This window comes from Bradyrhizobium murdochi (assembly GCF_000472965.1).
GTDB lineage: Bacteria > Pseudomonadota > Alphaproteobacteria > Rhizobiales > Xanthobacteraceae > Bradyrhizobium > Bradyrhizobium murdochi.
Genome location: NZ_AXAU01000001.1, coordinates 38,346 through 50,085, shown reverse-complemented (window position 1 = coordinate 50,085; position 11,740 = coordinate 38,346). Strand labels below are relative to the sequence as shown.

Genomic DNA, 11,740 nt, shown 5'->3' with positions numbered 1-11,740 from the left:
AGCCGTCAGAAATAGCCAGCAGGAGGCAGCGCGGCAATGCGCGAACCGGAACGTATCATCCGCCTCAGAACCGTTCTTTCCCGGACTGGGCTGTCCCGGTCCACCATCTACCGCAAGATCGCCGAGGGCACGTTCCCGCCGCAGATCAGGATCAGCGTCAACGGGAGCGGCTGGCATGAGTCCGACATCAACCGTTGGATTGCTGATCCCGTCGCATGGCGACCGAAGCGCGAGTTCGATGCGGTTCGATAAGGCAGGCGGTCGCTTGCTACCGACGACAGTGAACCGGACCGGCGTCAGGCCGTAAAGGCTGGCGCTATCGCGCCCCCGCTTCGCGGCTTCGACCTTGACGGCCTGACGCCGCTCCGGTTGGGCTCTCCGAGCAGGCAACGGCGGATTGGGAGCGGGCACGCTTCCAATCCGGAATGGAAGGCAGTGGAGCTGCCGGCGAAAATTATCCCAAACTAAACGCAATTTTTAGTCTGGTGGCGTCTTAGACCGTTCTGAAAATCGATGACATGTGAAGAAGATAGATGGCGCGCCCGACACCATTCGAACATCCAACCCTCAGATTCGTAGTCAGCAGGTCCAAGAGCAAAGCCGAGCATCCCCTCCTCTTCGAGTTACCCCTCCGATTTCCGCTCTAATCTAGCCGAATGCCCGACGGAGACGTCTTCACCCTTTTCACCGCAGCCGTTCGTGGTCTTGCATACGTTGATTCAGCTCTAGTAGAGCCGGCTATGGTCACTATCAGCCCGATGTGTCCGAAACATCGACGCGTATGGGAATCTCCGGGCTCGCAGCGGCTGATTTCATGGACCATAGGAAGAGCGTAATGCCGCGGCGCCCGGCCAAGGTCACACAAGCAGATATTGCCCGCGCGATCCGCGCCGCTAAGGAAGCTGGCGCGAGCGCGATCACGATCGACGCAGAGGGCGTCATTCGAATTGCGCTGACGTCGAACGCCGCGCCAGTCAGAGGCATAAATGGTCGCGACGAAATATGGACGCCTTCAGAGGCGTTGCAGCGATACCTGAAAGGCACCGAAAGCGGGTGAAACGCACCTTATGCAATTGATGCGGAGTCGGCGCATCGTTAGACTCCAAGCATTGGTCTCCGGAGACAGCCAATGCTTGAAACAGAAGAACGCGATCCCCGCGCGCCTGGGGATCGGCGAATGTATCTCTACTTTAACTATTCCGAGTCCGGCTCACTGCGTTGGTACGTGAAGGTGAGCCGCAAGGGGCGCCGGGTCGGCATCAGCGAGGAATACGGAACGTCAGCGTTCGACGCCGCCTACCAAGCAGCCGTTGCAGCGCTGGGAGGAGTAATGCGCATGCGGCGCATCAAAGCAACGGTGAAGCCGGATCAGCCGGAGCGCCGCTATCTTTACGCCGATCTTAGCCAACGCGGTCAACTGCGCTACTACGTGCAAGTGCGCAACAAGCTGCCAAAGATTCGGATTAGGGCAGAGTTCGGCACGCCCGAATTCGAGGCCGAGGTTGACATCGCGATCGCCGCTCAGATCGCGCTGTTCGGCAACGAGGGCGACTACATCAACGCACAAAAGCAGCGCAACGAGGCGCGCCCTGCTCTGCCAACGACACCGGCGCAGCCCGGCACGCTGCGCTGGTACTGGAACGGATACAAGCAGAGCGACCACTGGCTCGGAGATCTCAGTGTTGGCCACGAGGGATTGGCCGAGTCGACCCGACTCCAACGCACCGGACTGATCGAGAGTTTGTTACCGGAGAATGGAGAGAAGCCGTTCGCGGTGCTGACGCGCAAGGTCATCAAGGCAGAGATGAAGGCGCGCACGCCCTCTCAGGCGGGCAATCTGCTGTCGGCGCTGCGTGGGATGATCCGCTGGATGATCGATGAGGGTCACCTCGACGAGGACGATGATCCGACGATCGGCGTGCGCTCCGGTAAGGCGAAGGCCTCACGCGAAAGCGGCGGGTTTGTGCCGTGGACCGACGAAGACATGACCATGTACCGGGCGAAGTGGCCGCTTGGCACCGAGGCCCGCCTGATGTTCGACATCCTGCACTACACGTTCCTGCGGCTTGGGGACGCGCACCGTTTCGGTCCCCCTCACCTGCGACAGATCGTGCGGAAGATGGCGGTGCAGATTGCAACGGAGAAAAGCCGGGGCAACACCACCGTTACGGTGCCTGTTCACCCCGAGTTTGCAGAAAGTTTGCGTGCCGCCCGTGCCTCGGGGATCATTGGCGCCGAGGTATTCACAGGCAAGGTTGTGCGCGGCCGAGTCTTGCCGATGAACAAGAAGGCGTGGGCCGCGAAGTTGAAGAAATACGCAGTCCTCGCCGGCGTCAACGAACCAAAGAAGAGCTGCCACGGGGTGCGCAAAGCCCGTGCGGAGGTCGCCGCTTATGCCGACTGCACCGAAAGCCAGATGATGGCCATGTTTGGTTGGACTGACCCAAAGATGCCCGCGCACTACATCGCCCAGGCAAACCGAGAGAAGCTTGGAATCAGTGGCATGGAGAAGATCGTCGCGTTCGATCAGAGCCAGTCGCTCGATGACTTCTTGCAGGTGCCGGAGGCGAACAGCAAGCGAACGCCGGACGGGAACGGAGTGGTAACATTCCCGGGTAACATCAGAAAAAAAGCTTAACGATTTCAAGGCTAAACGTGGGTTTATGGTGCGCTCGGAGGGACTCGAACCCCCACGATGTTACTCACTGCCACCTCAAGGCAGCGCGTCTACCAATTCCGCCACGAGCGCTTGGGATACCGGCTGGAAGGATTGCAGCCCGCCGGATCAACGGCTGCGATGTAACAAATCAGGGATGGGGGGACAAGGAAGTTTTGCGCTCCGATAACTACCTGACATCAGGGGATTTCGGCAGCATTTGCTTGACTTCGACCGCGATGCGGTTGCGATCGACCAGCACCACGCCGGAGGCAATGGGCAAGTTATTGGCGAGGATCTTGACCTCGTCCGCTTCGGTGGCGTCCAGTTCGATGATGGCGCCCCGGGAAAGCCGCATCACCTGGTGGATGGGCATGGTCGTGGTGCCGAGCACCACCATGAGATCGACGCTGACTTTATCAAGGGTGGCCACTTCTGAACCGCCAAAGGGACTAAATTGGTGTGGTTCCCACCTGAACACGTTATGGTTAGCCAATGGTTAATGACCGCCAAAGCCTCGATTTGACGACCTTCGCGCAAGCCCAAGGCGGCGGCGGGGTCGAATGGCGGATTTCGGCGGAACCGGTGCCCTATCCCGAAGCCGTGGCCGCCATGGAGGCCCGCGCGGCCGAGATCGCCGAGCGGAAGGCGACCGAACTGGTCTGGCTCCTGGAGCACCCCCCGCTCTATACGTCCGGCACCAGCGGCAGGCAGGACGACCTGCTCGAGCCGCGCTTCCCGCTGTTCACCACCGGCCGCGGCGGACAGCTCACCTATCACGGTCCCGGCCAGCGGGTGGCCTATGTGATGCTCGACCTCAAGCGGCGTCGGCCGGACGTGCGCGCCTATGTTGCCGGCCTCGAAGAATGGATCATCCGCACGCTCGATGCCTTCAACGTGCGCGGCGAGCGCCGCGAGGATCGTGTCGGCGTCTGGGTCAGGCGGCCGGACAAGGGTGTCGGTCACGAAGACAAGATCGCTGCGATCGGCGTGCGCTTGCGGCGCTGGGTGTCGTTTCACGGCATCGCCATCAATGTCGAGCCGGAGCTTTCGCATTTTTCCGCCATCGTCCCCTGCGGCGTCGCCGACCCGCGTTACGGGGTCACCTCACTCGTGGACCTCGGCCTGCCCGTGGCGATGGAAGACGTCGACATCGCGCTCCGGCGGGCGTTCCAGGAAGTGTTCGGAACGACCATGGCAGACCTGCCCGCGGCAACGGCCTGAAACTGTCGATCGGATGCCCGTTTCTATCGCCGCTCTCCCTTGAGGTCTTCCGCCACGGCGAGTGCGGCCACATATCAGAGGCAGGCGGTGAACAGCGGAGGTCGCGATGATGTCGCACAGGCTTCCCTTCGAGAACCGGTGGACCAACAGCACGCACGCCTGGGAATGGAATTGCGCACTTGACCGACTGGGCGTGGCAAACGTGCGCGCCATGTTCGCAGATCACGAACTGCATCATCCGACCAGGCTTAGCGTCACGATGAACATTCCCGCCGGATTCGTTCGCGACTGGCTGGCATTCCACGATCGCGGCGCGGCGCGGCAACAACTACTTTGGCGAGCCACCGTGATTGCGCTCGCACTTGTCGCAGCAACCGCGGCCGTGCTGGATGTGCTGATCGTGTGAAGCGGAGAGCCGTTCGGCGGGCGCCGCGACACCGGCGTCGCGCCACGAGCGCGAGTGCGCGCGGGAAGCGGCTGTCTGACCGCCGTCAAACGCTCGCCTTGAGGAAATCAACAAAGGCCTGAACCCGCGGGATGGTTTGCCGCCCCGGCAGGATCAGGGCCGTGATCGGTTGCGGATCGGGATCGTGGCAGTGCGACAGCACCGGCACCAGCCGGCCATCCTTCACGGCCGCCTCCCCCAGAAAGTCGCCAAACCGCACCAGACCGGCGCCGGCCAGCGCGAGGTCGAGAAGGAAATCGGCGCTGTCAGAGCGGATCGATCCTTTCACCGGCACCATGATCCGCTTGCCTTGCTCGAACATCGGCCATTGCGCGAGCCGCGAGAAGCCGCTGAGCTGCAGGCAATTGTGTCGGGCGAGATCGGCGGCTTGTTTGGGAATGCCATAGCGCTTCAGATATCGCGGGCTGCCGGCGATGACGCGCCTGACTTCACCTAGGCGAACCGCGATCAGCTCGCTGTCGCCAAGCGGGCCGACCCGAATCGTGACGTCGACCTGGTCGGCGATTGGATCGATGCGGTGATCGCTCACCGAAAGCTCGACCGCGATTTCCGGAAACTGGTCCATGAACTGCGGCAGCAGTCGCGCAAGCCGGTGTCTTGCAAACGCGGTGCCGCTGTTGATCCGCAGCGGGCCGCGCGGACGTCCATGAACCGAGGCGACATCGGCTTCGGCGGCCTCGACCGCAGCCAGGATGCTTCTTGCATGGGCGAGGAACGTCTCGCCTTCCTGCGTCAGCACCAGCCGCCGCGTCGTCCGATGCAGCAGTTTGACGCCGATGCGGCGCTCCAGTCTCGTCACGATGCGTGAGACGCCGGAAGCGGTCAGCTCGATCTCAGCGCCCACGGCCGCGAAACTCCCCAGATCGACCGTTCGGACGAAAACCGCGAGGTCTGACATCGGATGCATCAGCATATTCATGATTTTTCAGTATCAGTGTTTCGCAAAATCGAGAGTTTATCTCTTTTCCTAGCATGAATAGGACGGAGCTCCCAACAATTTGGAGATTTTCCCATGCCCCTCGCCCGCATCGCCGTTCCGGCCCATCTTGCATCGGCCAGAATTCGCGCCCTTGCCGACGCCGTGCACGAGGGTCTCGTCGAGACCTGCGGCGTGCCGCCCGAGGAGCGGTTTCAGCTCGTTTCGACCTACGCACGCGAAATGATGTTCATTGACCCGACGTTCCCGGATGTCGCGCGCACACCGGATGCGTCGATCATCGAGATTTTGTTTCTCGCAGGGCGCACGGTCGATCAGAAGAAAAATCTGTTTCGGCGGATTGTGGATCGGGCCGTCGGCGCCGGATTTTCCGCAGACGACATCATGGTCGCGCTGACTGAAAATGCGCCGGTCGACTGGTCGCTCGGACGCGGACTTGCATTCGGCGACCATCACGCGCCGCTGGCAACCAGCCCTGCGTCCGTCCGCTAGCAGCAACCGAGCGGACGGCGCCGCGCGCGCCGTCCGCTCGTCGGGCGATCTTCACGCGGCAGCTTTCCGCGGCGCGACTTCGAGCTGGCCGGCGATGTAGCGGCGCTCCTGGGTGAGTCCGCCGAAGCCGTAAGCATCGCCCTTCACTTCGTCGACATGGGCGTAGCTCTCTTCATGCGGCGGCCCGAGCAGTTCGCCCATGCGCTGGAATAGCGCGGCGAGATAGGCTGCCTTCTCGTCCTTGGTATTGGTGCCCTCGCTGACGTGAACGTCGAGCCAGAAACTGGCGAGGCTGTGCTCGGCGAGCGATTTGCCGCCGGCGAACCAGTCGGCGGCATCGACCGACTTCACGATGACGGCAGTAACCTTCGGATCCTTGCGCAGGATTCGCGCGGTGAGATCGCTGACAGCGGACGCAATCTCGGCCTTCAGCGACGGGGCCTCGCGGACGCTGGAATAGGTGACGGTGATGAGCGGCATGGTCGTTCTCCTTGAGCGGGCGCGCTGGCATTGCGCTTCCCTTAGCTAGACCCGCGGCTATCATTTTGATATCTTATCTTTATTCATAACAATGATAAGAGATGTTGATGATGCCATGAGCACGCTGGATATCGATACGGTGCAGGCCTTCCTCCTGGTCGCCGAACTGCAAAGTTTCACGCGCGTTGCCGAAGCGGTTGGTACGACGCAGGCTGCCATCAGCATGAAGCTGCAGCGGCTGGAAAGCGTGGTCGGCCGGCGGCTGGTCGAGCGCTCGCCGCGGGCGGTCGCGCTGACCACCGCGGGCGCTGCGTTCCTGCCGCACGCACGCGCTTTGATCGAGGCGCATGACCGTGCGTTGTCGGGCGACAAGCCCGCGCGTCCGCAACTGTCGCTGGGGATCTCCGATCACGCCGCAGGGCCCGAACTGGTGCCGCTGCTCGAACGGCTGCACGCGGTGTCGTCGCAACTGGCGCTCTCCGTCACTATCGGCTTCTCGCGCCAGATGCTCGACGCCTACGATGCCAGCGAATTCGATGCCGTGGTGGTTCGCCAGGAAGGCAGCCGCCGCGGTGGCGAGAAGCTGACTGAAGATGGCTTCGGCTGGTTTGCCGCCAAAAGTCTCGCCTGGCGCCGCGGCGAGACGCTGCCGCTGGCGATGCTGGCACCGCCCTGCGGCGTACGCGCGCTCGCGGTCCGTGCCCTCGACAAGGCCGGCATTGCCTGGAGCGAGAGCTTTGTCGGCGGCGGCGTCACCGCCGTGGCCGCCGCGGCATTGGCCGGCCTCGCGGTAGCGCCACTGGCCCGCCGGATCGCGCCACCGGGCCTGGTCGATATCGGGCCGGCCGAAGGGCTGCCGCGGCTCGCTTGCTCGAAGGTGATGCTGCACTCGAAGGTTAGCGACCCAGCCAAGCTCGCAGCGCTGCGGATATTGGCGGCGACGTTCAGAAGCGTGGCCGCAGCGCGGTAACCCACCATTTCGTTAAAAAGCCCACCCACCGTGGAACCAATCGGCAGGACAAGCGTTTGCGCCAGTTAAATGGGCAGGTCGGATGTCGACAAAAGATCAGCGACAGCAAAGGGATCTATTCGAAAGCGAACGCAATTTCCGACTCTTGGTTGAAGGCGTTTCCGACTACGCGCTTTACATGCTGGATCCGGCCGGAATCATCACGAGCTGGAACATCGGCGGCCAGCGGATCAAGGGCTACGCCCCCGCCGAAATCATCGGACAGCATTTTTCCTGCTTTTATACCGACGTCGACCGCGCGAATGGCAAGCCGCTTCGCGCCTTGCGCATTGCGCGGGAACATGGCCGCTACGAGGAGGATGGCTGGCGCGTTCGCAAGGACGGCACGTTCTTCTGGGCCAGCGTCGTCATCGACCCGATTTACGAGGACGGCAAGCTCGTCGGCTTCGCCAAGATCACTCGCGACATTACCGAGCGCCGCGAAGCTCAGCTCAAGCTCGAACGGATGCACCAGCAGCTCGCGGAATCGCAGAAGCTCGATGCACTCGGCCAACTGACCGGCGGCGTTGCGCACGATTTCAACAATCTTCTCATGATCGTCAGCGGCAGCCTTCACACGTTGGAGAAAGCGGTGGGCAACGATCCCAGGTGCCTGCGGGCGCTATCGGCGATCGAACGAGCGACCAAACGCGGCGCTTCCCTCACCAGCCAGTTGCTGACATTCGCGCGGCGGCAGAGCGTCAATCCGCAGGCCGTCGACGTCGCCGGGCAGATCGATGCGATGCGCGAGGTGCTCGACAGCGGCGTCGGCAGCGCAGTGACCTTGCAGCTCGACGTCGACCCGGGCGTCTGGCCGGTGATGGTCGACGTCACCGAGTTCGAGACGGCACTGCTCAACCTCGTCATCAACGCGCGCGACGCCATGACCGGCGGCGGCGTCATCACGATATCGGCGCGCAACGAGACCGCCGGCGGGGCCGATACCGAATATGTCGCGATCTCGGTGGAAGATACGGGCACCGGCATCGCGCCCGATGTGCTCGGCAAGATCTTTGATCCCTTCTTCACCACCAAGCCGATCGGCAAGGGCACGGGTCTCGGACTATCGCAGGTTCACGGCTTCGCCCATCAGGCCGGGGGAACGGTCAGGGTGGCGAGCGAGCTCGGCAAGGGCACGAAATTCACGATCCTGCTGCCGCGAAAGCAGGCCGCTGACGCTGCCGGGGATGTCGACGCGGTCGAAACCGGCGGAAGCGGCACCGTGCTGCTGGTGGAGGACAATCCTGATGTCGCAGCCGTCAGCACCGGCCTGCTCGAACAGCTCGGCTATACCGTGCGCAGGGTAGCGAGCGCCGAAGCCGCGTTGCGCGAAATCGAACTCGACGGGATAGACCTCGTCTTCTCCGACATCGTGATGCCCGGCAAAATGGACGGCCTCGGTCTGGCGCGCCATTTGAAAGCCGTCAGACCCGGGCTGCCGATCCTCCTGACCAGCGGCTATAGCGATTCCGCGCGGAATGTGCGCGGCGACTTTCCGATTCTGCGCAAGCCCTACGAAATTCACGAGCTCAGCCAGGCGATCGCGAAACTGCCGCGGTGATGGCCGGCTGGTGGGCCACTGCCCTCCTCACAAGATCGCCTCGAAGGCGCTGCGCAGCGTTTCGTGCCGGAACACAAAACCGTTGCTGAGCGCCTTGTTCGGCAACACGCGCTGGCCGCCCAGCAGCAATTCATTGGCGAAATCGCCACCGACACGCCGCAACAGCCCGCCGGGGATGCGGAACACCGCAGGCCGGCGCAGCCTTCGGCCGAGCTCTTCGGTGAATTTCAGGTTGGTGACCGGGATCGGCGCCGTCGCGTTGACCGGTCCTGAGATTTCTGGACGCGCGATGACATGGGCGATCAGGCGGATCAGGTCGTCGCGCTCGATCCACGACATCCACTGCCGGCCCGAACCGAGCGGCCCGCCGAGACCGAACTCGAATGGCGTCAGCATCCGCGTGATGAAGCCGCCGTCGGTGCCGATCACGAGGCCGATCCGCAAGTAGACCACCCGCACGCCGTGTTCTTCCGCTGGACGCGCCGCCTTCTCCCAGGCGTCGCAGAGTTCATGGCTGAAACAGGCATGCGACTTGGCCGATTCCGTCAGCACCTGATCCTGCCAGAGCCCGTACCAGCCGATCGCCGAACCCGAGACCAGCACCGCCGGCTTGCGTTCGAGCCGCGCGATCAGGCGAATGACATCGCCGGTCATGTTGATGCGGGAATCCAGGATTTTGCGGCGCTTGGCTTCGGTCCACAGACCGTTGCCGATCGGCTCGCCCGCGAGATTGACGATCGCATCGATACGGGTGTCGGCCGGAAGCTGGCCGAGGCTCGTGATCAGCGTGATCGGCGGCGGCAGCATCTCGATCTTGGCGGGGCTGCGCACCAGCGCGATCACCTGATGCCCCGCGCCGCTCAGGCCTGCCACCAGGCGGCTACCGATGAAGCCGGTAGCGCCGGTGACCAGCACCGTCTGCCGGTCGGGCAGTTTTTCGACCAGGCTTGCCGCCGGCGCACTCGTCATTCGCGAAAGGCGCTTTGACGCGGTGAAGTCGCGCAGCCCGCACAGGGCGGCGCCGAAGGCCGCAGCGGCCGCGATCAGGCTGAGCCATCCTGTGTAAGCCGATTTGACGCCGGTCGGCTGCGCCACCCAACCGATCAGGACCAGCAGCAGCAGCACCAGAATGGCGCCGTAATTGATCGCGAGCAGCGTGTGATTGATGCGTTCGCTGGCCGGCAATTTCCGGCTCATGTCCTCCTCGACGAAATCCATCAGCGTGATGACGATTTCCGCAACCAGCACCACGATGATCAGCATGGCGAAGACGCCGTGCACTTCCAACCAGCCCAGCACCAGGAACAAAAGCGCGTAGAGCATGTTGCGCAACGCATGAAGCTGCAGCTCATAGCGCTGCGATGGTCGCCATGCGAGCCGCTCGGTCAGCTCATGGTGGTAGAACGTGTCGAACACGCCCATCACGACCTGAATGGCGATCAGAATCCAAAGCAACGACGTCATGATGCGGCCTCCATGAACACGGCGGACTGACGAATGAGCCTGCCAAGGCGGGGATGGACGACCTCGAGTGTGAAACGGAACGTGCCGCCGCCGAGGTCGGAATGGGTCACGGTGAGATCGCCGGGCGTGAGCCAGGGCGGCAGTGGCAACCGCAACGGCCCGATCTGCATGGAATAGCCGACGCTGCGAAACACCAGGGCTTCGTGCTCGACGGCAATGCGCAACGCCATGCTGACGCCGTAGCCGACATATTCTTCCAGCCCGGTCGGCCCGGCGAACCGTTTCGCCGAGTGAATGACCTGCGGAAAGCCGTTGCTGCGCGCGCAGATGCGGGTCCAGATCTGGCCGCCGCTCGCCGCATCTTCGGTCACCATCACGGCCATCGAGACGCCGGTCTCAGTGCATAGCGGAAACGGCCCGCCGATCACGCGCGCGAGCTGCGCCAGCCACCAGCCGGCGCGGCTGAAACTCGCCTCCTCCACCGTGCCGACATAGACAGCGGTTTCGCCGTCGGCAAAACGCTTTGAAAATCGCCGCCAGATCGCCAACGGCAGTCGGCCCCACTCCTCGTCGGGCAACAGATCGTGGAAGCGGTGGTCGTCGAGCAGGATGGTGTTCGAGGCAGGCGTTGCGGGAAACCTGGGTACTCTTGTGGACACCATCACACGCTCCTGCTCTGCCCCTCTGCCCCTATTTGGACTTCCCCGCCGGCAAGAAGCTGACGATCTTCTCGCCAAGCTTGATCAGCGCGACCAGCCTCGGCCGCGGTACGTTCAGCATCTGCGTGTACCAGCGGTCGACCAGCTCGGTGAAAGCCAGCATTTCCTTCAGCCGCTTGGCCGCGACCGGGCTGATGGTCGGATCGTCAGCGGCGTCGGAAACGCAGGCGCGCAGCGCATCGATGGCCGGATCGATCTCGCGCTCCTTGCGGCGGGCGGCGATCCGCGCCGCCACTTCCCAGATGTCGGTTTCCGCCTCGAAATGATCGCGCCGGTCGCCGAGGATCGGCACCCGCCGGATCAAATTCCAGGCCAGCAGTTCCTTGATGGAATTGGACACGTTGGACCGCGCCATGCCGAGCGTCTCGGCGATATCCTCCGCGGTCATCGGCGCCTCGGCGAGATAGAGCAGACCGTGGATCTGGCTGACCGAGCGGTTGACGCCCCACTCGTCCCCCATATCACCCCAGTGCAGGATGAACCGCTCGACCACGGCGGGGAGTTTCCTTTTGTCGGTCTTTTCTGTCATAACAGAAATATCTGACGTTACTGTGCGACTGTCAAGGCCTCTTGCGGTTTGGACGACCTGATCCGCACCGAGCTTCCCAAGAGTCGGTCCTGGTTCCCGATATGGAACTCGGGTTCGTATTTCCGTGTTTTCCCGGTCAGCCCGTTAACCGCCCAGTACCAGTCGCGTCTTAGGCTCCGCTCGCAAGCTGCCAGCAACGAGGT

14 protein-coding genes and 1 tRNA gene are annotated in these 11,740 nt (G+C 63.0%); 8 read left to right on the top strand and 7 right to left on the bottom strand.

Annotated features, from left to right (window positions below; all coding sequences use genetic code 11):
• Positions 1 to 36 precede the first annotated feature (36 nt).
• From YUO_RS0100290 to YUO_RS0100280, 3 genes are all read left to right on the top strand, one after another.
• Entirely contained in the window at positions 37 to 252 is a 216-nt protein-coding gene (locus YUO_RS0100290) for a helix-turn-helix transcriptional regulator (protein ID WP_028345497.1), read from the top strand.
• Between the two features lie 583 nt (positions 253 to 835).
• The gene (locus YUO_RS39390; protein WP_156908432.1) at positions 836 to 1,057 is read left to right on the top strand and encodes a hypothetical protein; all 222 of its coding nucleotides are present in this window, start codon (positions 836 to 838) and stop codon (positions 1,055 to 1,057) included.
• 72 nt (positions 1,058 to 1,129) lie between these two features.
• On the top strand, positions 1,130 to 2,638 hold the full coding sequence (locus tag YUO_RS0100280; RefSeq protein ID WP_156908431.1) for a site-specific integrase: 1,509 nt from the start codon (positions 1,130 to 1,132) through the stop codon (positions 2,636 to 2,638).
• Positions 2,639 to 2,664: 26 nt separating this feature from the next.
• Here the strand turns inward: YUO_RS0100280 and YUO_RS0100275 are convergent.
• Both YUO_RS0100275 and YUO_RS0100270 read right to left on the bottom strand, forming a co-directional pair.
• Positions 2,665 to 2,749 (bottom strand) — tRNA-Leu (locus tag YUO_RS0100275).
• Positions 2,750 to 2,846: 97 nt separating this feature from the next.
• Positions 2,847 to 3,089: a FliM/FliN family flagellar motor switch protein gene (locus tag YUO_RS0100270; protein ID WP_027583831.1), complete on the bottom strand. Its 243-nt coding sequence runs from the start codon at positions 3,087 to 3,089 to the stop codon at positions 2,847 to 2,849.
• Between the two features lie 62 nt (positions 3,090 to 3,151).
• Between YUO_RS0100270 and lipB the strand changes: the two genes are divergently transcribed.
• Both lipB and YUO_RS0100260 read left to right on the top strand, forming a co-directional pair.
• Positions 3,152 to 3,880, top strand: coding sequence for a lipoyl(octanoyl) transferase LipB (lipB, locus tag YUO_RS0100265; RefSeq protein WP_028345495.1), 729 nt, complete (start codon positions 3,152 to 3,154; stop codon positions 3,878 to 3,880).
• Between the two features lie 106 nt (positions 3,881 to 3,986).
• On the top strand, positions 3,987 to 4,286 hold the full coding sequence (locus YUO_RS0100260) for a hypothetical protein (RefSeq protein ID WP_028345494.1): 300 nt from the start codon (positions 3,987 to 3,989) through the stop codon (positions 4,284 to 4,286).
• Between the two features lie 85 nt (positions 4,287 to 4,371).
• Here the strand turns inward: YUO_RS0100260 and YUO_RS0100255 are convergent, their stop codons facing one another.
• Positions 4,372 to 5,265: a LysR family transcriptional regulator gene (locus tag YUO_RS0100255; protein ID WP_083754417.1), complete on the bottom strand. Its 894-nt coding sequence runs from the start codon at positions 5,263 to 5,265 to the stop codon at positions 4,372 to 4,374.
• A gap of 93 nt (positions 5,266 to 5,358) precedes the next feature.
• Between YUO_RS0100255 and YUO_RS39385 the strand changes: the two genes are divergently transcribed.
• Positions 5,359 to 5,775: a tautomerase family protein gene (locus YUO_RS39385; protein ID WP_051379151.1), complete on the top strand. Its 417-nt coding sequence runs from the start codon at positions 5,359 to 5,361 to the stop codon at positions 5,773 to 5,775.
• A gap of 51 nt (positions 5,776 to 5,826) precedes the next feature.
• Here the strand turns inward: YUO_RS39385 and YUO_RS0100245 are convergent, their stop codons facing one another.
• Positions 5,827 to 6,255 (bottom strand): tautomerase family protein, encoded by a 429-nt coding sequence (locus tag YUO_RS0100245; protein WP_028345492.1) that lies wholly within the window; start codon positions 6,253 to 6,255, stop codon positions 5,827 to 5,829.
• Between the two features lie 115 nt (positions 6,256 to 6,370).
• Between YUO_RS0100245 and YUO_RS0100240 the strand changes: the two genes are divergently transcribed.
• Together YUO_RS0100240 and YUO_RS0100235 are read left to right on the top strand one after the other, a co-directional pair.
• Positions 6,371 to 7,225, top strand: coding sequence for a LysR family transcriptional regulator (locus YUO_RS0100240; protein ID WP_028345491.1), 855 nt, complete (start codon positions 6,371 to 6,373; stop codon positions 7,223 to 7,225).
• 82 nt (positions 7,226 to 7,307) lie between these two features.
• Positions 7,308 to 8,825 carry a PAS domain-containing sensor histidine kinase gene (locus YUO_RS0100235; protein ID WP_028345490.1) on the top strand — a complete coding sequence of 506 codons (1,518 nt, stop codon included), beginning with the start codon at positions 7,308 to 7,310 and terminating at the stop codon, positions 8,823 to 8,825.
• A gap of 27 nt (positions 8,826 to 8,852) precedes the next feature.
• Here the strand turns inward: YUO_RS0100235 and YUO_RS0100230 are convergent, their stop codons facing one another.
• Genes YUO_RS0100230 through YUO_RS0100220 form a run of 3 tightly spaced genes read right to left on the bottom strand, consistent with a single transcriptional unit; the run spans position 8,853 to position 11,537 of the window.
• Positions 8,853 to 10,289 (bottom strand): TIGR01777 family oxidoreductase, encoded by a 1,437-nt coding sequence (locus tag YUO_RS0100230; RefSeq protein ID WP_028345489.1) that lies wholly within the window; start codon positions 10,287 to 10,289, stop codon positions 8,853 to 8,855.
• Complete coding sequence (locus tag YUO_RS0100225; RefSeq protein WP_028345488.1) at positions 10,286 to 10,951, bottom strand: DUF4166 domain-containing protein; 666 nt, start codon at positions 10,949 to 10,951, stop codon at positions 10,286 to 10,288. The genes YUO_RS0100230 and YUO_RS0100225 overlap by 4 nt, the downstream gene beginning before the upstream one ends.
• Before the next feature lie 28 nt (positions 10,952 to 10,979).
• The gene (locus YUO_RS0100220; protein ID WP_028345487.1) at positions 10,980 to 11,537 is read right to left on the bottom strand and encodes a GbsR/MarR family transcriptional regulator; all 558 of its coding nucleotides are present in this window, start codon (positions 11,535 to 11,537) and stop codon (positions 10,980 to 10,982) included.
• Between the last annotated feature and the right edge of the window lie 203 nt (positions 11,538 to 11,740).

Bases quoted from the DNA above. Each gene is read 5' to 3' on its own strand.
- YUO_RS0100225 (WP_028345488.1), bottom strand. From the start codon at position 10,951: ATGGTGTCCACAAGAGTACCCAGGTTTCCCGCAACGCCTGCCTCGAAC.
- YUO_RS0100220 (WP_028345487.1), bottom strand. From the start codon at position 11,537: ATGACAGAAAAGACCGACAAAAGGAAACTCCCCGCCGTGGTCGAGCGG.
- YUO_RS39385 (WP_051379151.1), top strand. From the start codon at position 5,359: ATGCCCCTCGCCCGCATCGCCGTTCCGGCCCATCTTGCATCGGCCAGA.
- YUO_RS0100255 (WP_083754417.1), bottom strand. From the start codon at position 5,265: ATGAATATGCTGATGCATCCGATGTCAGACCTCGCGGTTTTCGTCCGA.
- YUO_RS0100235 (WP_028345490.1), top strand. From the start codon at position 7,308: ATGTCGACAAAAGATCAGCGACAGCAAAGGGATCTATTCGAAAGCGAA.
- YUO_RS0100290 (WP_028345497.1), top strand. From the start codon at position 37: ATGCGCGAACCGGAACGTATCATCCGCCTCAGAACCGTTCTTTCCCGG.
- YUO_RS0100280 (WP_156908431.1), top strand. From the start codon at position 1,130: ATGCTTGAAACAGAAGAACGCGATCCCCGCGCGCCTGGGGATCGGCGA.
- lipB (WP_028345495.1), top strand. From the start codon at position 3,152: ATGGTTAATGACCGCCAAAGCCTCGATTTGACGACCTTCGCGCAAGCC.
- YUO_RS0100245 (WP_028345492.1), bottom strand. From the start codon at position 6,255: ATGCCGCTCATCACCGTCACCTATTCCAGCGTCCGCGAGGCCCCGTCG.
- YUO_RS0100240 (WP_028345491.1), top strand. From the start codon at position 6,371: ATGAGCACGCTGGATATCGATACGGTGCAGGCCTTCCTCCTGGTCGCC.
- YUO_RS0100230 (WP_028345489.1), bottom strand. From the start codon at position 10,289: ATGACGTCGTTGCTTTGGATTCTGATCGCCATTCAGGTCGTGATGGGC.
- YUO_RS0100260 (WP_028345494.1), top strand. From the start codon at position 3,987: ATGATGTCGCACAGGCTTCCCTTCGAGAACCGGTGGACCAACAGCACG.
- YUO_RS39390 (WP_156908432.1), top strand. From the start codon at position 836: ATGCCGCGGCGCCCGGCCAAGGTCACACAAGCAGATATTGCCCGCGCG.